The 22,993-nt window shown below is 63.8% G+C and carries 25 protein-coding genes and 2 tRNA genes; 14 read left to right on the forward strand and 13 right to left on the reverse strand.

The annotated features are described in order from the left end of the window. Positions 1–120: 120 nt before the first annotated feature. A complete protein-coding gene (locus ACPFMA_RS09505) occupies positions 121–570 on the forward strand; it encodes a hypothetical protein (RefSeq protein WP_064304843.1) in 450 nt (149 codons plus the stop codon). A 117-nt stretch (positions 571–687) separates the two neighbouring features. Here ACPFMA_RS09505 and pbpG read toward each other — a convergent pair whose 3' ends face one another. Further along, complete coding sequence (gene pbpG / locus ACPFMA_RS09510) at positions 688–1,614, reverse strand: D-alanyl-D-alanine endopeptidase (protein ID WP_037058468.1); 927 nt, start codon at positions 1,612–1,614, stop codon at positions 688–690. 268 nt (positions 1,615–1,882) lie between these two features. On the opposite strand from pbpG, the gene ACPFMA_RS09515 reads away from it, so the two are divergent. Genes ACPFMA_RS09515 through ACPFMA_RS09525 form a run of 3 tightly spaced genes read left to right on the forward strand, consistent with a single transcriptional unit; the run spans position 1,883 to position 5,264 of the window. After that, positions 1,883–3,214: an iron-containing redox enzyme family protein gene (locus tag ACPFMA_RS09515; protein ID WP_425930062.1), complete on the forward strand. Its 1,332-nt coding sequence runs from the start codon at positions 1,883–1,885 to the stop codon at positions 3,212–3,214. Then, the gene (locus ACPFMA_RS09520; protein ID WP_279898398.1) at positions 3,198–4,151 is read left to right on the forward strand and encodes a class I SAM-dependent methyltransferase; all 954 of its coding nucleotides are present in this window, start codon (positions 3,198–3,200) and stop codon (positions 4,149–4,151) included. The genes ACPFMA_RS09515 and ACPFMA_RS09520 overlap by 17 nt, the downstream gene beginning before the upstream one ends. Positions 4,152–4,154: 3 nt before the next feature. Then, a complete protein-coding gene (locus ACPFMA_RS09525; protein WP_425930063.1) occupies positions 4,155–5,264 on the forward strand; it encodes a carboxylate-amine ligase in 1,110 nt (369 codons plus the stop codon). 73 nt (positions 5,265–5,337) lie between these two features. On the opposite strand, the gene ACPFMA_RS09530 is transcribed toward ACPFMA_RS09525, so the two are convergent. Together ACPFMA_RS09530 and ACPFMA_RS09535 are read right to left on the reverse strand one after the other, a co-directional pair. Beyond that, entirely contained in the window at positions 5,338–5,520 is a 183-nt protein-coding gene (locus ACPFMA_RS09530) for a hypothetical protein (protein WP_064303857.1), read from the reverse strand. A 95-nt stretch (positions 5,521–5,615) separates the two neighbouring features. Continuing rightward, the gene (locus ACPFMA_RS09535; protein ID WP_009394608.1) at positions 5,616–5,975 is read right to left on the reverse strand and encodes a hypothetical protein; all 360 of its coding nucleotides are present in this window, start codon (positions 5,973–5,975) and stop codon (positions 5,616–5,618) included. A gap of 173 nt (positions 5,976–6,148) precedes the next feature. Between ACPFMA_RS09535 and ACPFMA_RS09540 the strand changes: the two genes are divergently transcribed. Further along, the gene (locus ACPFMA_RS09540) at positions 6,149–6,961 is read left to right on the forward strand and encodes a shikimate 5-dehydrogenase (RefSeq protein WP_064303856.1); all 813 of its coding nucleotides are present in this window, start codon (positions 6,149–6,151) and stop codon (positions 6,959–6,961) included. A 195-nt stretch (positions 6,962–7,156) separates the two neighbouring features. Here the strand turns inward: ACPFMA_RS09540 and ACPFMA_RS09545 are convergent, their stop codons facing one another. Both ACPFMA_RS09545 and sstT read right to left on the reverse strand, forming a co-directional pair. Beyond that, positions 7,157–7,801 (reverse strand): YceH family protein, encoded by a 645-nt coding sequence (locus ACPFMA_RS09545; protein WP_420058954.1) that lies wholly within the window; start codon positions 7,799–7,801, stop codon positions 7,157–7,159. 97 nt (positions 7,802–7,898) lie between these two features. Beyond that, positions 7,899–9,107, reverse strand: coding sequence for a serine/threonine transporter SstT (gene sstT, locus ACPFMA_RS09550; protein ID WP_420058955.1), 1,209 nt, complete (start codon positions 9,105–9,107; stop codon positions 7,899–7,901). A 175-nt stretch (positions 9,108–9,282) separates the two neighbouring features. On the opposite strand from sstT, the gene ACPFMA_RS09555 reads away from it, so the two are divergent. Beyond that, a complete protein-coding gene (locus ACPFMA_RS09555; RefSeq protein ID WP_425930064.1) occupies positions 9,283–10,431 on the forward strand; it encodes an MFS transporter in 1,149 nt (382 codons plus the stop codon). On the opposite strand, the gene nhaR is transcribed toward ACPFMA_RS09555, so the two are convergent. Further along, positions 10,412–11,317 carry a transcriptional activator NhaR gene (gene nhaR, locus ACPFMA_RS09560; protein ID WP_009394618.1) on the reverse strand — a complete coding sequence of 302 codons (906 nt, stop codon included), beginning with the start codon at positions 11,315–11,317 and terminating at the stop codon, positions 10,412–10,414. The two genes, ACPFMA_RS09555 and nhaR, sit on opposite strands and share 20 nt — an antisense overlap. Before the next feature lie 133 nt (positions 11,318–11,450). Between nhaR and ACPFMA_RS09565 the strand changes: the two genes are divergently transcribed. Both ACPFMA_RS09565 and ACPFMA_RS09570 read left to right on the forward strand, forming a co-directional pair. Continuing rightward, complete coding sequence (locus ACPFMA_RS09565) at positions 11,451–11,687, forward strand: hypothetical protein (RefSeq protein ID WP_009394620.1); 237 nt, start codon at positions 11,451–11,453, stop codon at positions 11,685–11,687. 36 nt (positions 11,688–11,723) lie between these two features. Then, positions 11,724–12,473 carry a TerC family protein gene (locus ACPFMA_RS09570; RefSeq protein WP_425930065.1) on the forward strand — a complete coding sequence of 250 codons (750 nt, stop codon included), beginning with the start codon at positions 11,724–11,726 and terminating at the stop codon, positions 12,471–12,473. 76 nt (positions 12,474–12,549) lie between these two features. On the opposite strand, the gene ACPFMA_RS09575 is transcribed toward ACPFMA_RS09570, so the two are convergent. Beyond that, a complete protein-coding gene (locus ACPFMA_RS09575) occupies positions 12,550–12,735 on the reverse strand; it encodes a hypothetical protein (protein ID WP_009394625.1) in 186 nt (61 codons plus the stop codon). Between the two features lie 189 nt (positions 12,736–12,924). Here ACPFMA_RS09575 and ACPFMA_RS09580 point away from each other — a divergent pair, with 189 nt between their 5' ends. Next, positions 12,925–13,584, forward strand: a complete 660-nt coding sequence (locus ACPFMA_RS09580) for a peptidase C39 family protein (protein WP_425930066.1) — start codon at positions 12,925–12,927, stop codon at positions 13,582–13,584. Between the two features lie 294 nt (positions 13,585–13,878). On the opposite strand, the gene ACPFMA_RS09585 is transcribed toward ACPFMA_RS09580, so the two are convergent. Continuing rightward, entirely contained in the window at positions 13,879–15,162 is a 1,284-nt protein-coding gene (locus ACPFMA_RS09585; RefSeq protein WP_009394629.1) for an NAD(P)/FAD-dependent oxidoreductase, read from the reverse strand. Positions 15,163–15,386: 224 nt separating this feature from the next. Here ACPFMA_RS09585 and ACPFMA_RS09590 point away from each other — a divergent pair. Then, positions 15,387–15,463 (forward strand) — tRNA-Val (locus ACPFMA_RS09590). 94 nt (positions 15,464–15,557) lie between these two features. Here the strand turns inward: ACPFMA_RS09590 and ACPFMA_RS09595 are convergent. After that, entirely contained in the window at positions 15,558–15,986 is a 429-nt protein-coding gene (locus ACPFMA_RS09595; RefSeq protein WP_009394630.1) for a helix-turn-helix domain-containing protein, read from the reverse strand. A gap of 1 nt (position 15,987) precedes the next feature. Beyond that, positions 15,988–16,302, reverse strand: coding sequence for a DUF4258 domain-containing protein (locus ACPFMA_RS09600; RefSeq protein ID WP_009394635.1), 315 nt, complete (start codon positions 16,300–16,302; stop codon positions 15,988–15,990). 310 nt (positions 16,303–16,612) lie between these two features. Here ACPFMA_RS09600 and ACPFMA_RS09605 point away from each other — a divergent pair. Together ACPFMA_RS09605 and ACPFMA_RS09610 are read left to right on the forward strand one after the other, a co-directional pair. Further along, positions 16,613–16,689, forward strand: a tRNA-Val gene (locus ACPFMA_RS09605). A gap of 145 nt (positions 16,690–16,834) precedes the next feature. Beyond that, complete coding sequence (locus ACPFMA_RS09610; protein WP_064303850.1) at positions 16,835–17,602, forward strand: SIR2 family NAD-dependent protein deacylase; 768 nt, start codon at positions 16,835–16,837, stop codon at positions 17,600–17,602. Here ACPFMA_RS09610 and ACPFMA_RS09615 read toward each other — a convergent pair. The 3 genes from ACPFMA_RS09615 to ACPFMA_RS09625 form a co-directional block, all read right to left on the reverse strand. Further along, a complete protein-coding gene (locus tag ACPFMA_RS09615) occupies positions 17,587–18,597 on the reverse strand; it encodes a helix-turn-helix transcriptional regulator (protein ID WP_420058959.1) in 1,011 nt (336 codons plus the stop codon). The two genes, ACPFMA_RS09610 and ACPFMA_RS09615, sit on opposite strands and share 16 nt — an antisense overlap. A gap of 86 nt (positions 18,598–18,683) precedes the next feature. Next, the gene (locus ACPFMA_RS09620; protein ID WP_420058960.1) at positions 18,684–20,780 is read right to left on the reverse strand and encodes an AAA family ATPase; all 2,097 of its coding nucleotides are present in this window, start codon (positions 20,778–20,780) and stop codon (positions 18,684–18,686) included. 160 nt (positions 20,781–20,940) lie between these two features. Then, positions 20,941–21,159: a hypothetical protein gene (locus ACPFMA_RS09625; RefSeq protein WP_009394644.1), complete on the reverse strand. Its 219-nt coding sequence runs from the start codon at positions 21,157–21,159 to the stop codon at positions 20,941–20,943. Positions 21,160–21,309: 150 nt separating this feature from the next. Here ACPFMA_RS09625 and ACPFMA_RS09630 point away from each other — a divergent pair, with 150 nt between their 5' ends. Then, on the forward strand, positions 21,310–21,864 hold the full coding sequence (locus ACPFMA_RS09630; protein ID WP_009394646.1) for an NADPH-dependent FMN reductase: 555 nt from the start codon (positions 21,310–21,312) through the stop codon (positions 21,862–21,864). Between the two features lie 62 nt (positions 21,865–21,926). Then, on the forward strand, positions 21,927–22,964 hold the full coding sequence (locus ACPFMA_RS09635) for an AraC family transcriptional regulator (protein WP_420058961.1): 1,038 nt from the start codon (positions 21,927–21,929) through the stop codon (positions 22,962–22,964). Positions 22,965–22,993 lie beyond the last annotated feature (29 nt).

Consider the following 22,993-nt stretch of genomic DNA (forward strand, 5'->3'; position numbering starts at 1 on the left):
GAGGTGTCAGGGGAAGAACGAAGAAGCGGCGAGGAAATTTACGCAGGGAGAACGGGTTAAAGGTTTATGTGCAACGGCCGATGCCCTGTTCGGATCTCTTATTTCAGGACGTTAATTTTCATGGCCGATTACCTCAAAGCCCTGGCATCGAACCTGTCGATCAACGGCAACCTCAGCAGCGTGACCAACAAGACCAATGTCGCTTCCGATCCATCGGCGGTGCCGGAGGGCAGTGTGCGAGGCGATCTGTCGGCAGTACGCAGCGGCGGCGCGGCAGCGCCCACGGCGTCGGAAAAGACGGCGCAGACCGCCAGCGAGTCAAATGAAGTCAAGCTGCTGCGCGAACGGGTGAAGGAATTGCAGAAGCAACTGGCCCAGCAGCAGAAAGAACTGCAGGAAGCCATGGCCAGCGATCAGGAAGACACCATCAAGCAGACCCGCATCGCCTCAGCCCAGGCGGCGGTGGCGGCGACTACCGGCCAGTTGTTGCAGGCCAATGCCGCACTGCTGGCGGCGCTGACCGAGTCGGGGAGCAGTACTTCGGGGAATAGCGTCGATACCACTGCCTGAACGGGGTTTGCTGGTGTTGCTACTGGCCTCATCGCCGGCAACGCCGGCTCCCACAGGTATTGCGTTCACCGCAGAACCTTGTGGGAGCCGGCGTTGCCGGCGATGAGGCCCTCCAGGTCAGTCCACCTGCGGCCGATTCTGGCTGCGCTCTGCCTTGTAGCGCACCGCTACCGCCGGTGCCGGCTTGGTCGCGCCGGTTTCCAGCCATTGGCGCATGCGGCTGGCATCGGCGAAGTGGGTGTACTTGCCGAAGGCATCGAGGATCACCATCGCCACCGGACGGTTGTCCATCTTCGTCAGCAGCACCAGGCAGTGGCCGGCATCGTTGGTGAAACCGGTCTTGGTCAGCTTGATATCCCAGTTCGGCTTGTTCACCAGATGATCGGTATTGCGGAAGCCCAGGGTGTAGTTGGGCTTGCGGAAGGCCACGGTTTTCTCGCGGGTGGTGCTCAGTTCGCTCAGCAGCGGGTAGTTGCGCGCGGCCATGAGCAGCTTGGTCAGGTCGCGGGCAGTGGAGACGTTGCTCGGCGACAGGCCGGTCGGCTCGACATAACGGGTACTGGTCATGCCCAGGGCCTTGGCCTTGGCGTTCATCGCCTTGATGAAGGCGCCATAGCCGCCCGGGTAATGGTGGGCCAGGGTCGCCGCAGCGCGGTTTTCCGAAGACATCAAGGTGATCAGCAGGGTCTCGCGGCGGCTCAGTTCGCTACCCAGGCGAACCCGTGAGTAGACACCCTTCATTTCCTTGGTCTGGGCGATGGTCATGGTCAGCATCTCGTCCATCGGCTGCTTGGCATCGAGTACGACCATGGCGGTCATCAGCTTGGTCACCGAAGCGATCGGGCGCACCATGTCGGGATGGCTGGAATACAGCACCTTGTTGGTCTGCAGGTCGACCAGCATGGCGCTGCCGGAAGCCAGGTGCAGCTTGGACGGATCGCGCTGTTCGAGGGCGGAAGCGGGTTGGGCGACGGCGTTGGCGGTGACGCCGACGGTACCAGTGAGCATTAGCAGCAGACTGAAGATCGAGAGAGAGGTTTTCACGTAGGTGCTCACTAAAAGAAGGTATGTCGTTGGCAAGGCAAGGTTTTTTATTTTTCTAAGCGTGACATTGTGGAGTATGGCTTGGAGCCTGTCGATTGCCGCCCGGTGCTTAGTCCGAATATGAATAAACTTTAATCAGCTGGTACCAACTGGCAGCTAAAAGCCCCGTGCAACTCGCCCTGCCCTGGCGCAAAGAATCTGAACTAGTCAGCGCCCGGGATCCTCCCTTGCATAGATAGCCAACAGAGTTTGCGCAGGGGATTCAATCATGGGACGCATGCCCGAGCTGGACGACGTGAAGGCCAGCCCCGCGGTGCACGGGGGTGGTGTTGAAAACCTGTATTTTGAGCTGTTGCGCGGTGGCGTGACGGGCAGTGAGGAATGGCTGGCGGCCCAACTGCGCCGTGCCGATGCCCTGGGCGACGACCTGCCGGTGTCTGCCGGGCAGCTGGGCGCCTGGATCGAGCAGCGCAATGCGCAGGTCGCCCAGCGCTATGCCGATTACCTTGAGCAGCGCCGCGCTGGAGCACCGCGCCGCATGTTCAGCAACCGGGCCCACGCCTTGTATTTCCTTCAGCAGGTCACCCCGACCAAGGCCGTCGATGGTGCCTGGTTGCATGGGGTGCTGGCCCATTGGGACGACCCGCGTTACCACGGGCTCATTCGCATCTACCTTGAGGAACTGGGCGACGGCGACCCGGCCTGCAACCACGTAGTGATCTGGCGCCGCCTGCTCACCGAGCAAGGCTGCCACGAGCCGGTGCCGCTGGCCGATGAGCGTTATCTGCAAGGCGCGCTGCAACTGGCCCTGGGCTGCAACAGCGAAGCATTCTTCCCGGAGGTGCTTGGCTACAACCTGGGCTACGAGCAACTGCCGTTGCACCTGCTGATCAGCAGTCATGAACTGGACGAACTGGGCATCGACCCGCATTATTTCCGCCTGCACGTGACCATCGACAATGCCAGCACCGGCCACGCCAACAAGGCCCTGGAGGCGGTGCGGCAGTTCTGGCCGGAGCAGGGCGGCGATGAATTCTACAGGCGCCTGGCCCGGGGCTATCGCCTGAACGACCTGGGCGCAGGCTCGATGGACGTGGCTGCGGGCTTCGACCTGGAAAGCGAGCTGTTGGCCGCCCTTGAGCGCAAACGGGTTTTCGCCCAGCACCTGCATTCGGACCGCTGCCGGTTCGACGGGCGCACGGTCAACGAATGGCTCTCCGCGCCCGGCAGCTTTCCGGCCTTTCTCGATGCGTTGCAGCGCCAGCGCTGGATCCTGCGTGATCGCGATCCCGCCGAGAGCCGTTTCTGGCAATTGGTGGAAGGCCCGCAGGCAGCGATGTTCGGGGTGTTCAGCCCTTATGAAAAGCAGTTGCTGCATGACTGGATCGCCGGTGACTGGCAGGCGCCGAAGACCCGTTCGGTGCCGGTGCTGTTCCCGGAGGTCGAGCTGCCTCGGCCGGAGCGGGAGCTGTCGATTGCCGAACTGATCGAGCAGATGGCCGGTGACCGCCATGCCACGCCGCTGGGCCTGGTCGCCACCCGTCGCTACATTCAACTGACCGGCCTCAAGGGAGGGCATTGCCATGCAATTGACCGATGAGCAACGCCTGAGCGACGAGGCCCTGTTGCACCTGGGGCGACGCCTGCATGCCGATGGCTACCGCTTCACCTGCGTTACCCCGCTGACCCAGCAGCGCTACCAGCAGCAGAACGCGTCGCGACCGGCGCTGACCTTGCGCGATGTATTCGGCTGGAACCTGGGGTTCGATGAGTCGTTGTTGTCGCCGGACGAATTGCAGCACATGCGCCAGGCCGGCATCGTCCGGCCACACGACGGGCTGCTGCGTAGCCAGGTGCGCTGGTCCAGCGTGCATGACCTGTTGCTGGTGCATTCGGGCTTCCCCACCGACACGGCGGATGCGGTGTTCTTCGGGCCGGACAGTTATCGCTTCGCACGGGTGATCGAGGCGCACTTGCAACATGCAACGGCGCCGATCGAGCATGCCGTCGAGATCGGCTGCGGCACCGGGATCGGCGCGCTGCTGATCGCCCGGGCGCGGCCCCATGCCCAGGTCAGCGCGCTGGATATCAATCCCCTGGCGCTGCGCTATTCGGCGGTGAACGTGGCGCTGGCCGAACTGGCCAATGTCACGGTGGAGTACAGCGATGTGCTCGAAGGCATCACGGGCCGGTTCGACCTGATCGTCGCCAATCCGCCGTACATGCTCGATGCCCGGCAGCGCACCTACCGGCACGGCGGCGGCCGGCTTGGTGAAGGGCTGTCGCTGCGCATGGTCCGTGAGTCGCTGGAGCGCCTGGCCCCGGGCGGCAGCCTGCTGCTGTACACCGGCGTGGCCATGATCGACGGGCAGGACCCGTTCCTCGAGGCCCTGCGCGACGTGCTCGACCAGCCGCAGTGGGCCTGGTTCTACGAGGAACTGGACCCGGACGTGTTCGGCGAACAATTGCTCGAGCCGGGTTATGAACGGGTGGAGCGCATCGCCGCCGTGGCGCTGACCGTGACGCGACGGAGCTGAGCCATGGGCTGCACCTTCGGCATCGAGGAGGAATACCTGCTGGTAGACCTGGACAGCGGACGCCTGCTCTACGACCCACCGCCGCAGGTGCTGGCAGCCTGTCGCGAGGTCTTCGGGGAGCATTTCGCGCCCGAGATGTTCCGCAGCCAGGTCGAGCTGGTATCTCCGGTCTTCGACAGCATGGCCCAGGCGCGGGATTTCCTGGCTTCACGCCGGGAGCGGCTGGCGCTGCAGCTATCGGCGGACGGCGTCGGGCTGCTCAGCGCCGGCAGTCATCCCTTGGGTGGCTGGAGCCAGCAGCGACCGACGGCAGAGGCGCACTACCGCCAGTTGTTCGAGGATTATCGCCAGGTGGCCCGGCGCAGTGTGGTATGTGGGCTGCATGTGCATGTCGGCGTACCCGCCGGGGTCGACCGGATTGCCGTGAGCAACCGGGTGCGGCGCTGGCTGCCGCTGTTGCTGCTGCTCAGCGCGTCGTCACCCTTCTGGGAGGGGCAGGACAGCGGTTATTGCAGCTATCGGCGGGTGCTGTGCGGGGAATGGCCGCGCATGGGCCTGCCGGAACCGCTGGACGACTGGGCGCATTACCAGGATCACCTGACGTGGTTGCGCAGTACGGGTTCGTTGCGTACGGGTGGCGACTGCTGGTGGGCGCTGCGGCCGTCGTCACGTTTCCCGACCCTGGAATTGCGCATCAGCGATGCCTGTCCGCGCCTGGAAGACGGTTTGTGCATCGCCGGGTTGTTCCGGCAGATGGTCGAATGGGCCATCAGGCAACCGGTACCAGGCAGGGCGCCTGACCAGCAGACCCTTTGGCGCGAGCAGGAAAACTATTGGCGAGCCATGCGCCTCGGACGGCGCGGGCAATTCATTGGCGAGGACGGCAGCTCGCTGACCGCGCAGCAGTGGCTGACCGAGACCATGGATATCCTCCAGCCTGGCTGCGCTGAAGCGCGGGACGCTTTCAGCCGGGCCGGTTCCATCCTGTTGTTCGGCAGCAGTGCCGATCATCAGCTCACTGCCTTCGCCCTGGCCCGGCAAAGCGGGGCCAGCGAGGCGCAGGCGCTGCGCCTGGTGGTGGAAGGGTTGCTGGACGAAACCGCAGGGCAATAAAAAGCCCCGCCATGAAGGCGGGGCAAGGGGAGGTGTGCGGAGCAACGCACAAGGGAAAGACGGTTTCGTTGAGCTATGCCTCGAAGGACCTGGCTGCTATATCACGGGCCCTTGCTTCGGCGTCGGGCAGCGAGAGGATCGGGCCGCCGATCTTCTCGCCGTCACGGACCAGGTACCAGCAGACCAGCAATCCGACATCCCTCAGTGGAGAGGGGACGGCGCTGCCGACGACGGACATGATGCTGATGGTGGCCATGGCGAGTACTCCCTCTGGGTCATGCCGTCAACCTTACGTGTCACGCGGGCTGTGGTGAAATCAGTGTTCTCAATAGTGTTCATTGATGAAATCCACTACCAGCGCGGCGGGCCGTAATAGACCGGCGGCGGGCCATAGTAGCGGTGATAGTGCGGTGGTGGCGCCGGCACATAGCGCTCCACGACCGGGTAGGGCTGGTAGTACACCACCGGTGGCGGCGGGGGTGGTGGCTGGTAATAGACCGGCGCAGGCGGTGGCGGCGGGTAATACGCCGGGGCCCGTTCGACGACCACGGTACGTTCCGGGCCGCCGGACACGGCAGCACCGACCACGGCACCCACTACGGCAGCACCGATGACCGGACCTGCACCCCAGCCGCCGCCATGGGCGGAGGCTTGTCCAGACAGGGCCAGGGCACCGATCAGCAAGGCAATACCGGGTATATGACGCTTCATGATGATTCCTCGCAGGGCATAACTCCGCCCGATACAGCGGGTCGGGTCATTACTATGACCGCTATTTCGCAAGCTTTCGCCGGTGCGCTTGGTAAAGGTTTTGTAAGGGGCGATCAGCGGTAGGGCGCGGGCTTGGGCATACTGTCGGCTTTCGTGGTTTTCCGGAGTTCGTCATGACCCCCAGCAAAGACACCGTCCTGTGCATGTCCCTGGCCGGCCGCCCCGGCACCTTCGGCGTACGCTTCCACAACCACCTGTACGCGCAACTGGGGCTGGATTACTACTACAAGGCAATGACCACGCGCGACCTGCCGGGGGCGATCGCCGGGATCCGTGCCCTGGGGATCCGTGGCTGCGGGGTTTCGATGCCTTACAAGGAGGCCAGCATCGCCTTGGTGGACGAGCTGGATCCGTCGGTGGCGGCGATCGACTCGCTCAATACCATCGTCAACAGCGACGGGCATCTGAAGGCCTACAACACCGACTACATCGCGGTGCGGCACTTGATCGAGGCGCATGGGCTCGATCGCCAGTGGTCGCTGGCGTTGCGCGGCAGCGGCGGGATGGCCAAGGCGGTGGCCTGTGCGTTCCGGGATGCCGGGTTCAGCAATGGCACCATCGTCGCTCGCAATGAAGAGGCAGGGCGACGCCTGGCGGGGAATTGTGGTTATGAGTGGCGGGCGGAGGTCGGGGATCTGCGTCCGGCGTTGCTGGTGAACGTGACGCCGATCGGCATGGCCGGTGGTGTGGAGGCGCAGGAACTGGCGTTTTCCGAAGCGCTGATCGATGCCGCCCGGGTGGTCTTCGATGTCGTGGCGATGCCGGCGCGCACGCCCTTGATCCTGGCCGCCGAGGCGCGCGGCAAGCGGGTGATCACCGGGCTGGAGGTGATTGCCTTGCAGGCGCTGGAGCAGTTCGTGCTGTATACCGGCGTGCGGCCGACGCGGGAACAGGTGGAACTGGCGGTGGCTTTCGCCCGGATTTAGAGGGTGCTCTTTCGGGCCTTATCGCTGGCAAGCCAGCTCACACAGTGTCCGCGGCGCAGCTCAGATCCCCGTGGGAGCTGTCAGCGATGAGGTCAAAAAGAGCACCCCATCGCTGGCCAGCTTCTACAGGTAATGAGATTGACACTGAACCTTGTGGGAGCCGGCGTTGCCGGCGATGAGGCCGGTCGGATCAATTCATTGCTCTAGCCGTGCCAGGCGTTCTTCCAGTGCCGCAATCCGCGCTTCCAGGGCTTCGATGCGTTCCGCCGAAACCCCGCTGGCGACCCGCTCCGGCCCTTGCTGGCGCGCCGCCAGGATCGCTTCGATCTCGGCCGGGTCCCCCAGCGCATGGGTGTAGCGATCTTCCCGCTGCCCCGCCTGCTTCGGCACGTGCAGGGCCAGGTCCCGGGCAACCAGGCGCTCCAGCTGGTGCTGCACTTCATCGGTGTCGGCGAACTCATGCATGCGCTGGCTACGGGTCAGCAGTTCGTTCAGGGTCTGTGGCCCACGCAGGAACATCAGCCCCATCAGGATCAACTGTGCCGGCACCAGCTCCAGGGCCTTGTCCACCCGCTGTTCCCAGCGGTCGGCGCGGCTGCCCATCTGCAGGCGCACCAGGCCCTGGCCCTCGAGGTTGCGCAGGCTCTGGCCGATCTGGCCCTGGGTCAGGTTCATCACCGGTTCGCGGCTGGTTTTCTGGTTGCAGGCCAGCATCAGCGCATTAAGGGTCAGGGGATAGGTTTCCGGGCTGCTCGCCTGTTTCTCGATCAGCGAGCCGAGGATGCGCACTTCGGCGGGGGTGAATCGGGCAGTGGCGGAAGAATCGTGCTCGTCGGACATGGCCCTGTCTCTTTGCGTGAAAAGGGTCATAGCCTAGGGGCGCAGGCGGGTAAAACACAAGCGACCGATGGCTTGAGGCCATCGGTCGCGAACGGGATCAGGCGCGCCGGGCTTCGGCTTCGCAGGCCGCGGCGGTGAACAGCACGTCGGTGGAGGAGTTCAGCGCGGTCTCCGCCGAATCCTGGAGCACGCCGATGATGAAGCCCACGGCGACCACCTGCATGGCGACTTCGCTGGGAATGCCGAACAGGCTGCAGGCCAGCGGGATCAGCAGCAGCGAACCGCCGGCCACGCCCGAGGCCCCGCAGGCGCAGACTGCCGCGACCACGCTGAGCAGCACGGCGGTCGGCAGGTCGACGTTGATGCCCAGGGTATGCACGGCCGCCAGGGTCAGCACCGTGATGGTGATCGCCGCACCGGCCATGTTGATGGTGGCGCCGAGGGGAATGGACACCGAGTAGGTGTCTTCATGCAGGCCGAGCTTCTCGCTGAGGGCCAGGTTGACCGGGATGTTCGCCGCCGAACTGCGTGTAAAGAAGGCGGTAATCCCGCTTTCGCGCAGGCACAGCAGGGTCAGCGGGAACGGATTGCGGCGGATCTTCCACCACACGATCAGCGGGTTCATCACCAGGGCCACGAACAGCATGCAGCCGATCAGTACGGTCAGCAGGTGCAGGTAGCCGAGCAGCGCGTCGAGGCCCGACTGCGCCAGGGTCGAGGCCACCAGGCCGAAGATCCCCAGCGGGGCGAAGCGGATCACCACGCGCACGATCATGGTCACGCCGTTGGACAGGTCATCCAGCACGCTGCGGGTGGTGTTGCCCGAGTGACGCACGGCGATGCCCAGGCCGATGGCCCACACCAGGATGCCGATAAAGTTGCCGTTGACCAGGGCGTTGACCGGGTTGTCCACGGCACTGAGCAGCAGGCCCTGAAGCACTTCTGCAATGCCGCCGGGTGCACTCATCTGCGCTTCGCCGGTGTTCAGCACCAGGGTCGAGGGGAACAGCATGCTCGCCACCACCGCGACCACCGCTGCGCCGAAGGTGCCCCACAGGTACAGGGCGAGAATCGGCCGGATGTGGGTTTGCTGGCCCTGCTTGTGGTTGGCGATCGAGGCCATGACCAGCACGAACACCAGGATCGGCGCCACCGCCTTCAGGGCGCTGACGAAAACCTTGCCGACGAAGGCCAGGTTGGCCGCGACCCCTGGCGCGATCAACGCCAGGGCGATCCCGGCGACCAGGCCGATGACGATTTGCAGCACCAGGCTGGTGCGATTGAGCAGAGTGAGGACGGGCAGCATAAGGGTTGTTTCTCGGTCTTGGCAGACGCCGGCAAGGCCGGCCGGAAAAAGGGCGGAACTCTAGCATAGAGTGCCTGCCCCAACCCAAGGTGCCGTCCGGCGGTAGGTCTGCCGGCGCTGTCGCTGTTACCATGCGCGGCCGTTTCGAGCCGACGCGCTCACCGTTGGAGCCTGGATGTTCTTGCCCATTCTGTTGCTGGCCGCGGCCGGTTTCACCGTATTGACCACCGAATTCCTTATTGTCGGCCTGTTGCCGGGGATCGCTCGCGACCTGGGCGTCAGCGTGCCCCGTGCCGGATTGCTGGTGACCCTGTTCGCCTTCACCGTGGCCGCTTGCGGCCCCTTCCTGACCGCCTGGTGCGCGCGTTTCCAGCGCAAGCGCCTGTTCGTCGGGGTGTTGCTGCTGTTCGCTGCGTCCAACCTGCTGGCAGCGCTGGCGCCGAACTACTGGGTGATGGCGCTGGCGCGGCTGGTTCCGGCCCTGGGGCTGCCGGTGTTCTGGTCGCTGGCCAGCGAAACGGCGGTGGATATCGTCGGCCCGGCCTATGCCGGTCGGGCGATCAGCAAGATCAGCTTCGGCGTGGTCTGCGCCATGGTCTTCGGCATTCCCCTTGGTACGCTGCTGGGGGATGCCTGGGGCTGGCGCGCCGCTTTCGGCGTGCTGGCCCTGCTGGCATTGGCCAAGGCCCTGTTACTGTGGCGCTTTCTGCCGCATACCCCGCGCAAGAGCGAGGCCACCTCGCTGCGCAGCCAGTTTGGCGTGCTGCGCGGGCGCCTGCTGCAAGGGCATGTGCTGTTGTCGGTGCTGGTGTTCAGCGGCATGTTCACCGCCTACACCTACCTGGCAGACCTGCTGGAGCGCCTGGCCGGCTTCGACGGCAAGCTGGTCGGCTGGTACCTGATGGGCTTCGGTGCGGTGGGCCTGATTGGCAACAGCCTGGGGGGGCGGGCGGCTGATCGTCATCCGTTGCTGGCGTCGGCAGGCTTCAGCGCGCTGCTGGTGATCGCCTTGCTGGTGGTGGTACCGGCGATCGGCTCGCCGGTCGGCCTGATCCTGGCCCTGGCCTTGTGGGGCTCGACCCAGGCGGCGCTGTTCCTGGTCAGTCATGTCCGGGTGATCAAGGCTTCACCCTCGGCACCGGCTTTCGGCGCCTCGTTGAATATCGCCGGGGGCAACCTTGGCATTGGCCTGGGCGCAGTGATCGGCGGCCTGGTGATCGATCATCTGGGCCTGGGCAGTGTCGGTCAGGTCGCCGCGCTGCTGATCGGCCTGTCGGTGGCCCTGGCCCTGTGGCTGAGCCGCTTCAAGCCAGTGGCCAGTTGAACAGCTCGCGGCGCGCACCCTCGGTGATGGCGACGATGCCCGGATGCTTGACCTTGCGCTCCACCGAGATGGCATAGAACGACTCGGTCACCGCGTCGGTCTGGCCGATCAGTTCGACGCCGTACTGCCGACACACCTCCTCGGCAATCACGCTGGGCGCGATGAATATGCCGCTGCCGGACTTGCCGAAGGCCTGCATCAGCGCGCTGTCATCGAATTCACCGACGATCCGCGGCTGCAATTGCTGCTCGGCGAACCAGCGCAGCAGGCGGTTGCGCACCATGGTCTCCTGGCCGGGAATCAGCAACGGCGCGTGCTGCAGGCAGGCGGGGAAGGGCAGCGGCTGGCGCCCGGCCAGTTCCGGGGTGGCGAGAAAGCTGATGCCGCACTCGCCCAGTTTCTGGCTATAGCCCTTGATGTCCAGGTGGCCGGGCATCGGGCTGTCGGAAATCACCAGGTCCAGGCGCTGGATCGCCAGGTCGGCGAGCAGGCGCTCCAGCTTGTCTTCGCGGCAACTGATGCGCAGCGGTTCGGCCAGTTCCATGGTCGGGGCGATCAACCGGTAGACAATGGACTTGGGCACCACGTCGGCCACCCCGACGCGGAACAGCACCTGCTGCTCGTTGGGTTGTGCGCGCAGCATGGCTTCCAGCTCGCCGCCGATCTGGAACATCTGCTCGGCGTAGGACAACGCCTGGCGCCCGGTCTCCGTCAGCTCCAACTGGCGCCCGACCCGCTGGAACAGCTCGATGCCATAGGTCTGCTCGAGCAGGCTGATCTGCCCGCTGATGGTCTGTGGCGTCAGGTTCAGCTGTTCGCAGGCGCGCACGATACTGCCGGTGCGGGCCACGACCCAGAAGTAATGGAGCTGGCGGTAATTGAGCACGGCAAATCCCGATTCGAAAAAACAGAAGTATAACCGCTGAAAATACGAATTTTTCTGAAGTTTTCCGCTCTCTAGAATGCCTCCCATTGCGGCGCCATGTTTCGCGCGCCGATGCCATTGCAGTGAGGACGACATGCTCTATCTCAAATCCATTGGTACACCGCTGGTGCTGGTCATGGCCCTGTTCGCCCTGGGTGGCTGCGAACAGGCTGAAAAATCCGCCCAGCAGATGCTCAACCAGGCGGCCGAATCGGCCAAGCAGGCCATCGACAAGACCAACGAAGCGGCCCAGCAGGCGCTGAGCGAAGCCACCGGTTCGGAAAAAACCGACAAGGAAGACAGCAAGGACGCCGACGGCCAGAAAATCTGACCTATTTTTCAATAACCCCCTCTCAGGACCTGATTCATGGAATACCTGCTGGAACTCGCTGCAAGCCCGACCGCCTGGGTCGCCCTGGCCACCCTGGTGGCGATGGAGATCGTCCTTGGTATCGACAACCTCATCTTCATTTCCATCCTGACCAACAAGCTGCCCGTGGAGTACCGCTCCAAGGCCCGCCGCATCGGCATCTCCATGGCCCTGGTGATGCGCCTGGCGCTGCTGAGCACCGTGGCCTGGATCGTGCAGCTCACCGAGCCGGTGATCGACATCCTCGGCAAGAGCTTCTCGTGGAAGGACATGATCCTGATCGCCGGCGGCCTGTTCCTGCTGTGGAAAGCCACCAAGGAAATCCATGAGAGCGTGGATCCACGGGCCAAGGAAGAATCGGCAGCCTCGTCTACCATTACCCTGGGCTTTGCAGCGGCCATCGGTCAGATCCTGTTGCTGGACATCGTCTTCTCCATCGACAGCATCATCACTGCCGTGGGCATGACCGAACACCTGCCGATCATGATCATTGCGGTAATCAGTGCCGTGATCGTGATGCTGGTAGCCGCCGACCCGCTGGCCAAGTTCATCAACGACAACCCGACCGTGGTGATGCTGGCACTGGGCTTCCTGATCATGATCGGCATGACCCTGATCGCCGAAGGTTTCGGTGCCCATGTGCCGAAAGGCTACGTGTATGCAGCGATGGCGTTCTCCACCGCGATCGAGGTACTCAACATCATGTCGCGCAGGGCTCGCCAGCGCCGTGAGGCCAGCGAGGGTTGATCAACCGGATCTGTTGCGTGCTGTAGTTTGGGGGCTCCTTCGGGAGCCCCTTTTTTATGGGCAGGCGGCTGGCGGATCAGTGCGCGTTGGCGTGACGCCGGCCAGCCCGGCGATGGGCTGGTGCGGCAGGCCTGGTCGCTGCATGCGGATCCTGGTGGTGCAAATGGTGGCGGCGGGCGATTCGCAGTACACCCCACAACATGGCAGCGGCTACGCTCAGCCAGGCTGCGATCAACATGAAGATAGCCATGGTCAGGCTCATGGGTGCCTCCTTCTTCAGTACAGGCGGGACCTGTAACTCAGACACCTGATAAGTCTAGACGGTCAGTTATTTCAGGCTATTGACCGAAGGTCCAAGTGCTAGACCGCTTTGTTCCAAGCCCGGCGCGGGCTATACCGATGCCGTCCGTCGGCCTATGATCGGCCCTTTGACCCTGTCGAGCGAGGACCCATGCCGATCCTTTCCATTGCCCCGCGCCGCCTGATGCTGGCCTTTCTCCTGGCCGCCGGCCTGGCCGGGTGTGCCAGCCAGCCGTCTTCCGAACTCAGGCAATTGCCCCAGCGGGTCGAGCTGAGTTCCGTGCCGTTCTTCCGTGGCAACGCCGACCAGAGTGCCCCGATGGCGCTGGCTGCGTTGCTGTCGCAGCAGGGCGTGCGGGTGACGCCGGGGCTGCTGGGCCTGCCGAAACAAGCCGAAAAGCTCCAGGCCGGGGTTGAGACCACGGCGCGTCAGTACGGCATGCTGGTCTATCCGCTGGATCACAGCCTGGCCGCGCTGCTGAGCCAGGTCGCCGCGGGCTATCCGGTGCTGGTGCGTTTCCAGGAGGGCTCGGCCTTCTGGAGCGAGCCGCGCTACGGGCTGCTGGTGGGCTTCGATCGGTATAAGCAACGGGTATTGCTGCGTGCGGGCAATAGCCGAAGGCTGCTGATGGACTTCGATGCGTTCGAGTCGGCGTGGAAGAAAGAGGGCAGTTGGGCGGTGCTGGTGCAGCAGCCAAGGCAGTTGCCGGCCGGGGTGGATCGGCAGCGCTGGTTGAAGGCGGCCAATGACCTGGCCCAGGCGGGGCAGGAGCAGGCGGCGCGGCAGGCGGTCGAGGCGATCGGGCGCTGAGCCTTGTGTTGCTCTTGAGGGCCGCATCGCTGGCAAGCCAGCTCCTAGAACGAAGCATAACTCTTTGATTTGCAGGGACCGTGTGGGAGCGGGTTCACCCGCGATTGCTATTGTGAATTCACTACCGCAATCGCGGGTAAACCCGCTCCCACAGGGTACGCGTCGTGCTTTGGAACTGTTCTCTGCGCGACAGCGCAGCCCGAAAGGCTGGGCGGACTCCCACAGTGTTGGGAGCTGGCTTGCCAGCGATAGGGCCGGGACTGACAGCAGGGATAAACCTGCTGCCAGCAGCAATTAAACCCCCAGGCGATCCCGCAGGCTGTAGTACCAGGCGCCGATCGCACTGAACGGCACGCGGAACATCTGGCCACCCGGGAACGGGTAGTGCGGCAGCTCGGCAAAGGCATCGAAACGCTCGGCCTGGCCACGCAGCGCCTCGGCCAGTACCTTGCCGGCCAGGTGGGTGTAGGTCACGCCGTGGCCGCTGCAGCCTTGCGAGTAGTAGATGTTGTCGCCAATCCGGCCAACCTGCGGCAGGCGCGACAGGGTCAGGAGGAAGTTGCCGGTCCAGGCGAAGTCGATCTTCACGTCCTTCAACTGCGGGAAGGCCTTGAGCATCTTCGGCCGGATGATCGCTTCGATGTTCGCCGGGTCACGCGCGCCGTAGACCACGCCGCCGCCGAAGATCAGGCGCTTGTCGCTGGTCAGGCGGTAGTAGTCGAGCAGGTAGTTGCAGTCCTCGACGCAGTAGTCCTGCGGCAGCAGGGTACGCGCCAGTTCGTCGCTCAGCGGTTCGGTGGTGATCACCTGGGTGCCGCAGGGCATGGACTTGGCCGCCAGCTCCGGGACCAGGCCACCGAGGTAGGCGTTGCCGGCGACGATGATGAACTTGGCCCGCACGCGGCCGTTGGGCGTATGCACCACCGGGTTGGCGCCGCGCTCGATGCGCACGGCTGGGGATTGTTCGTAGATCTTGCCGCCCAGGGATTCCACGGCGGCGGCTTCGCCCAGCGCCAGGTTCAGCGGGTGGATATGACCGCCGCTCATGTCCAGCATGCCGCCGACATAGTTATCGCAGGCCACCACTTCGCGGATGCGCTTCTGGTCCATCAGTTCCAGCTGGGTGTGGCCGAAGCGTTCCCACAGTCGCTTCTGCGATTCCAGGTGGCCCATCTGCTTGCTGGTCAGGGCGGCGAACACGCCACCGTCCTTCAGGTCGCACTGGATGTTGTACTTGGCGACGCGCTCGCGAATGATGCGCCCGCCTTCGAAGGCCATCTGCCCCAGCAGTTGAGCCTGGCGCGGGCCGACGGTGCGTTCGATGACATCGATGTCGCGGCTGTAGCTGTTGACGATCTGCCCGCCATTGCGGCCAGACGCACCGAAGCCGACCTTGGCGGCTTCCAGTACGGTGACGCTGAACCCGTTCTCCAGCAGGAACAGGGCGCTGGACAGGCCGGTGTAGCCGGCACCGATCACGCAGACATCGGTCTGCACTTCTTCCTGCAGGGCGGGGCGCTGGGGTACCGGATTGGCCGAGGCGGCGTAATAGGATTGTGGGTAGGCGATGGTGGCCATGCGCGGTGAACCTCTAAACGATGACTTTGTAGTTGTGTGTTTTGTATTTTTTACGGATGCGCCAATCCTATCAACAATAATAAACACCCGCCAGCCGGGCTGACGAAATCCGCTAAAGCCGGCCCCAAGCCTCAAGCGTAAGTAAAAAATTTCTATTATTCAGTGGTTTAGGCGAAAAAAACGTTGACACACCTTGTCGAAAGCGTAGAATGCCGCCTCACAGCAGGCACATAGCTCAGTTGGTTAGAGCACCACCTTGACATGGTGGGGGTCGTTGGTTCGAGTCCAATTGTGCCTACCAAACACCACCGCTCCTGTTGGCGGTCAAGCAGAAAGGGCGATCCGAGAGGGTCGCCCTTTCTGCTTTCGCTGTGTCTGCCCGAGCCGTCCCGGCTTCACGCGGCCCGCTCAACCCACGCGTGATCGCTCCACTCGAAGACCGCGGATTCGTCAGCCTTCGCGTCTGGCTCGACGACCACCGGCCCGAAGCGGACCTGAACAGAGGCGCAGTAACAGGCGCGCATCGCTACATCCGCCGGCCCGGGCACAGCCTCCAGGCCCTTCTTCTCCCAGTTGGCGACCGTCTGCACATCGACGCGCAGCAGGGCTGCCAGTTCGCTCTGGACCAGGCCCTGCTCCTTCCTCAGGAAGCGAAACTGATGCCCGGACATCGGCGTGGTCTGGCCGAGAATGTCTACTGCAATGGCCCGGTGCAGGCCATCGATGTCTTCGATGACCACACCACCCCCATACGAGGTTTCCACCATCTTGTAGCCATTCTTCAGGAAGATCCCGTTCAGGCCGCAGCCGGTATATTCGTACATCTCAAATCTCCCATACGGTAATGGCGAAAAGCTCGCCAGGGATTGCGACCGGCTTTACAGCCGCTACGACGCAGACGATATCCCGTGGCGCCGGTTCGCTCATGCGGAACTCGAAGCTCTGGTGTCCTGCGTTGTAGAACGGTCCGCGGACGATGGATCCACGACGCAGGCAGGACAGTACCTCGACCGTCGACACCCCGCGCTGCTCCATTCGCTGCAGGCAATGCCCCGTGAACACGACCCTGGCCGAATCCCTGGCCAATGCGTGAACGAATTCCTCGAGCTGTTGCTTCGTCCATAAAGGCTGACGGCTCATTTCGGTTACCTATAATTTTTATAGGTTGCGCTATGGTAATGCGCAACCTGGGTTCGTCAATTGGTAGCTGATTGATGGCCAATGTTCTTCGCAGAAGGGATGAGCATCGACCGCCGACGAGACTCAGGCGAAACGATTTCCCTGGGCAAGCGCTGTGCTGGATCAAAAAGTAACCAGGGGCCGGGCGGCCTGTGTTGAGTTTTCCTTGTCTGCCGCCACGCGCTTTTTGAAGTCGCTGATTCTTTTGCAGATTTTCTTCAATCTTGCAGTTGACAGCCTCAGCCAAGTGCGTAGAATGCCGCCCCACAGCAGGCACATAGCTCAGTTGGTTAGAGCACCACCTTGACATGGTGGGGGTCGTTGGTTCGAGTCCAATTGTGCCTACCAAACATAACCGCTCCTGTTGGCGGTACAGCGAAAAGGGCGACCCGAAAGGGTCGCCCTTTTTGCTTTTCGCGTTTCGGACACGACACGAATCGTCGTCGGCCATTTCGATAATCTGCCTGACGAAGCGTTAAGCAAGGAGTGAACGATGACGGGGTTCGACCTGCGAGTACTGCGCGACGCACGCCATGTACTGGTTTTCACCGGTGCCGGCGTTTCGGCGAGCAGTGGCATTCCGACCTTTCGCGATGCCCTGGGCGGTTTATGGAGCCGCTACGACCCGGCCAGTCTGGCTACCGCCGACGCCTTTCGCCAGGATCCGGCGCTGGTCTGGGGCTGGTATCAATGGCGGCGGGCCCAGGTGTTGGCCGCCAGGCCCAATCCGGCGCATCTTGCCATCGCCGAACTGGCTCGCCGGGTGCCGCGCCTGACCCTGGTGACCCAGAATGTCGATGATCTGCACGAGCGAGCCGGGTCCCAGGAGGTAATCCATCTGCACGGCAGTCTGCATGCGCCGCGTTGTTTTGCCTGTGCCCGGGCCTATGCCGGCAGCGATGCCGAGCCGGCACGGGTCGAGGAGGGCGAGCGCATCGAGCCGCCTCGTTGCCTGCGTTGCAATGGCAGGATCCGCCCCGGTGTGGTCTGGTTCGGCGAGGCGTTGCCCGAGCGGCCTTGGCGTGAGGCGCTGGCCGCCGCGAGGGCGTGCGACCTGCTACTGGTGGTCGGTACTTCCGGCCTGGTGATGCCTGCTGCGCAGATTCCCCAGGTGGCCCGACAGAATGGTGCCAGGGTGGTGCAGGTCAATCTCGACGCGGAGCCGGCAGACGGGGCAACGACCTTCAGCCTGATAGGTGACGCGGCAGAGATCCTGCCGCGCCTGCTTTCGCAAATGGCTGATGATCAGGCCGGCCCGTAGGCCGCCGCTGCTCGTTGCAGGGTCCCGGCAATCTGCTGGCGCAGGGCGGGTGGCTCGTGCACCACCAAGGCATCGCCCAGCGACAGGATCCACCAGTGCAGTTGCCAGGTATTGGTCACCGTGGCGCTCAGGTGGAAACCGTCCTCGACTTCCTCCAACTGCATGTCGCTGCTCAGTGGCGTTTCGCGGATCAGCCGGGCCTGGTGCTCGCTGACCCAGGCCTGCAAGCGGATTTTCTCTGGTTTGCCGAACTGCAGGGCATCGCTGTCGAGGTAGGCCTGCAGTTCGAAGGAATCCAGGCCCCGGCAGGATGAATCGAGCAAGACGGCGTTGCGGAACCGGTGCACGGCGAACTGGCGAACATCGGTATAGGGCTCGGCGGTGGCGATCAGGTAGGTGATCAGGCCGCGCTGCACGATTGCCAGTGGATTGAGGGTCAGTTCGCTGAGCTTGTCGTTATGCGCTGAATAATACTGGCACTGCACCTGCCGTTCGCTGATCAATGCCTGCTGCAGCGGCTCGAGGATCCGTGCCTGGACCTGGGGTGCCTGCAGATTGAAATCCGGCCGCACGCTGGCCACCTTGTCCGGCCAGCGTGCGGCCGGATTACCGTCGCCCAGGCCCTTGAGCTTGGCCCGGGCGTGTTCGAAGCGTGGTTCCAGCACGCTCAGCATGCTCCCCGGCAAAAGTGGGCGAACCGCATCCTCGACCAGGGCGAGGCTGACCGCTTCGGTCAGGGTGATGCCTTGCAACTCCACATTAACGCCTGGCTTCCAGTACCAGCCGAAGGGCGTGCCGCCATCGTTACATTGCAACGGAAAGACTATCGAGAGGTCGCGCAGGTCCCGTTCGATACTGCGCCGACTGATGCTGTACCCTGCGGCGGTGAGGCGCGCCAGCAGTTCGCTGACGGTGATGCCGGGCGGGCGTTTGGGCAGTTGTTGCAGCAGTTCCCATTGTCGATTGAGGGCGCTGTGGGTCTTGGCGGAAGGCACCTGGATCATCCTTGTGGGGTCGGGGCTGGCCTTTGGCTAGCAATCAAGCGGGCGAGTTTCTGCCGATCCGCAGCCCCTCGCAAGCATTAGTTGGTCCAGGCGGCGAACCCGATCGGGCGTTGCCGGGCCGCGGGTTTCAGTTGGCATTCGGCACGCAGTGCACTGGCCAGCCCGGCGGCGCTGGCAAAGGGTCTGAAGCGCGCACGGCGGGCGACCAGGGCGAAATCTCCCGGCGTCAGGCAGGTTTCGTCGAGCAGGCCCTGCACGGCGCGGCCACCGGTATCCTTCAGGCCAAGGGCTTTAAGGTGTGCAGCGAACAGGTTGCGGATCTGCATCGGGTTCAGATAGCCGAAATGTACCTTGAGATCGAAGCGGCGCAGCGAGGCTTCGTCGAGGTCGGACATCAGGTTGGTCGAGGCGATGAACAGTCCGCTGTAGCTTTCCATTTGCGTGAGCATTTCGTTCACAGCGGTGATTTCCCAACTCTGCCGGGCCTTGCGTCGATCCCTGAGAAAACTGTCGACCTCGTCCAGCAGCAACACCGCGTCTTCCTGGCGGGCCCGTTCAAAGGCATCGGCCAGGTTCTTCTCAGTGCTGCCGACGTAGGGCGAGACCAGGTCGGATACGCGCTTGACCATCAGCGGCTTGCCCAGCTCGCGGGCCAGCCAGTGGCCGAGTGCGGTCTTGCCGGTGCCTGGTGGCCCGTAGAAGCACAGGCGGGCCTGGGAGTGGGCCTGCAGGCCGCTGACCAGGCCGTCGAGTGCCAGGTCGGTGTTGATCAACTGTGGCGAATAGAAGGGCGGCAAGCCTTGCTCGTCGGGCTGCAGCCGCTCGAAACCCTGGGCCTTGAGGGTGCTGTCGACGATGCTGCGAACGGCGTTGTCCAGCGGCTTTCCGGCGCGTTGGGCGAGGCTGCGTCCCACCCGTATCGCCCGCTCCAGCACGGCCGGAGTCATCTGCTCGTGGCTGCACAGGTGCTCGACCAGTTCGTCGCCCAGCTTGCCGCCGCTGCATTCGCGCAACAGCTTGCGACGTTGCGCCAAAGGCGGGTTGGGCACTTCGATGACCAGGTCGAAACGACGGATATGCGCGGCGTCCATCGCTTCGATGCTGTTGCTCAGCCAGAAGCAGGGCAGGGCGTTTTCTTCCAGCATGCGGTTGATCCAGCCTTTCTGCGAGCGGCTGCCGGCTTCGGGGCTGGCGTGGTGGAAAATGTCCTCGATCTCGTCGAGTACCAGCAGCGCCCTCTGCGAACGCAGCACGCTGTCGGCCGCCCGCAGCGAGCACAGGCGCTGACGGGCCTGGACGGGGTCTCCGTGCTTGTCGGTGCAGGCCACCTCGTACAGCACGCAGCCGAGGTTCCTTGCGATCAGCCGGCTCAATTGGGTCTTGCCGGTGCCGGGAGGACCGTAGAGCAGAATGTTGACCCCTTGGCGCCGCTGGGCCAGGGACTTTTCCAGATAGCGTTCGGCAATGCCCAGCGAGTGCTTCAGATGGCTGTAGTGCTCGGCGTTCAGGTTCCCCGGCGGGCTGGGGCGGAAGGCGTAGGCGAACAGCTCCAGGGGCTGGCCCTGGCTGAAACGCAGCAGGCCGGGCAGCTCGGTATTGCTGATCGACAGCATCGAACTCAGGGCCATTGCTGCACGGTTGACGGTGCCCAGCTCGAGCAGGCCGCTGCGCATCAGGGTGCTGCCCCGTGCCAGGCAGGCTTCCACGGTCGGCAGATCAAGCCCGAGCAGGACCGACAGCACTTTCATGGTCCGATTGATGCCCAGCAGGCCCAGTTGGTCGGTAGCATCGCTCAGGGTGGGGTCGCAGAACATCAATACGCAGAAACCGAGGATGCGCAACTCGGCCTCGTTCAGCCCCAGCAACCCGGCCAACGCCGCCAGGTTGTTGCCCAGTCGGTCCGGGTAGGCTGGTTGCGGGTGCTGCGCGTGGAAGGTGCGCGCGCTCCTGCGCAGGGCGGCCAGTACCCGTGCCGTATCGAAGGTGTCGTCCTCGGCCCATTTCTGCAGGCCCAGTTCATGGGCCAGCTCATAGTCGTTGAAACCGTGACGGGTGATGAAGTTGCGGTGTCCGCCCAGTTCCAGCAGCAGCTGGTAGCTCCATCTCAGGGACAACGGGCAGGTATCGGCGACGCGCAGGCTGGTGCGGCCGAGGGGGTTGAAACAGGTCGCCATGTCGACTTCTCCTGAGGCTGTGGGCGCGCAGGATGGGCCAGGGGATGGTCACAATGTGTCGTCAGGGGGATGGAGGGATGAGGCGGGGCAAGACCGGCGCAGATTGCTCTTCGGAAGGAAAAGAGGAACGGCCCACGATCGAGCCGCTCGCAAAGGGAAATCAGGGGACGCGGATCAACTCGACGCCACTCTGCACCAGCTCGAAGCGATCTTCGCCCAGGTGGTTGACCCGATCGCCGATAGCCAGGCGATAGGTGGTAATCGGTAACGAGGCGGCACTTCCATCGGCCTGCAGGGTGGCTTCCTGAAACTCATGCACGGGATAGATGCGTCCTTCGGCGTCCCTGGCATGAAATTGCCCGACCAGTACTGCTGTCATTTCGGTTATGACCTCTGAAAAAAATGATCTGCGTGGTTCATAGACCGTACCGGTCCGTAGGAAGTTTTGTAGGACCAGGAAAAAAACCTCCCGCCACTCGTCCATCATCTATAACTGTCTATTCCCTAATTCACGCAGATGGTGGTGCTCATGAGTCAGGTTTATACGGTTGCGGTGCTGGTCGGCAGCCTGCGCAAGGCGTCCTTGAATCGCAAAGTGGCCCAGGCCCTGGGTGAGCTGGCGCCGTCGAGCCTGAAGCTGAAGATCGTCGAGATCGGCGAGCTGCCGTTGTACAACGAAGATATCGACGTTGATCCGCCGGCGGCATACAAGGCTTTCCGCGAGCAGATCAAGGACACCCAAGGGCTGCTGTTCGTCACCCCGGAGTACAACCGCTCGGTGCCGGGGGCCTTGAAGAACGCCATCGACGTGGGTTCGCGGCCTTACGGGCAGAGCGTGTTCAGCGGCAAGCCGGGAGCGGTGATCAGCGTGTCGCCGGGAGCGGTGGGCGGGTTCGGTGCCAACCATCATCTGCGTCAGTCCCTGGTGTTCCTCGATGTGCCATGCATGCAGCAACCGGAGGCCTATGTGGGCGGTGCGGGGAGCCTGTTCGACGAGCAGGGGAAACTGTCGGAGAAATCCCGGCCGTTCCTGCAGGGGTTCATCGACAGTTATGCCAAGTGGGTCGCCAGGCACCAGGGCTGAGTGTTCGGGGCCGCCAGGTTGGCACTGCACGCTTGAATCTGGCGTAAGATGCCGGCACCGGCATGACCCAAGGCGAACCCCTGTTGAACACGGCGAAAGACACCATCTCCATGCAATTGGTGCGCGAAGCACTGCTGCAAAGCTGCCCGCCGGGGGCTGCAACCGCCGAGGTACTGGGCCGGGTCGGTATCGACCCGGCCCGGCTCGATCTGCCCGATGCCCGCGTCCCGGCCAGCGCCTATGCCCGGCTCTGGCGCTTGCTGGCGCGACGCTGCAACGACGAGTTCTTCTGCATGGACCCGCGCGGACTGCGCAGCGGCAGCCTGGCCTTCATCTGTCGCTCGTCCATGGCCCAGCCCACGGTGGGCGCTGCGCTGGCCTCGGCCCTGGAATTCCTGACCCTGACATTCGAACACCTGCATCCGGTGCTGGTGCGCCAGCAGAGCCTGGCCGAGATCGTGATCGGCGAGCCACAGCAGGAGGCGCGCCGGCCCTTCACCTATTTCACCTTCTGGATGATCGTGCACGGCGTGGCCTGCTGGCTGGCCGGGCGGCGCATCCCGATCCTGGCCATCGAGCTGCGCTGCGCCGAACCGGATTTCTGCGATGACTACCGGGTGATGTTCTCGCAGAACCTGCAGTTTTCGCGACCGCGCACGCGGATGATCTTCGCCGCCGATTGCCTCGACCTGCCGGTCAAGCGCAGTGCCGAGGAATTGCAGCGGTTCCTGGCCCAGGCGCCCGGCAACATCCTGGTCAAGTACCGCGATCCGGACAGCCTGGCGCGGCGCATCAAGGACGACCTGCGCCAGCGCCCGGCTGCGCAGTGGCCGGAAACCGAAACCCTGGCCCGGCACCTGTGCATCTCCGCCTCGACCTTGCGCCGCCGGCTGGCCGACGAAGGGCAGACTTACCAGGCACTCAAGGACAGCGTGCGCAAGGAGCTGGCGATCGGCTGGCTGGCGCAAGCGGACCTGGGCTTTGCCGAGATTGCCGAACGCCTGGGCTTTGCCGATGTGAGCTCGTTCCACAAGGCGTTCCGCAAGTGGTCGGGAAGCAGTCCAGGGCATTATCGGACGCTGGTGTTGGCCAGCGCCTGACGGGGTGTACTTCCTTCAGCGATCAGCCG

The sequence above is a fragment of the Pseudomonas sp. NyZ201 genome (assembly GCF_049860765.1).
Classification (GTDB): Bacteria; Pseudomonadota; Gammaproteobacteria; order Pseudomonadales; family Pseudomonadaceae; genus Aquipseudomonas; species Aquipseudomonas bharatica.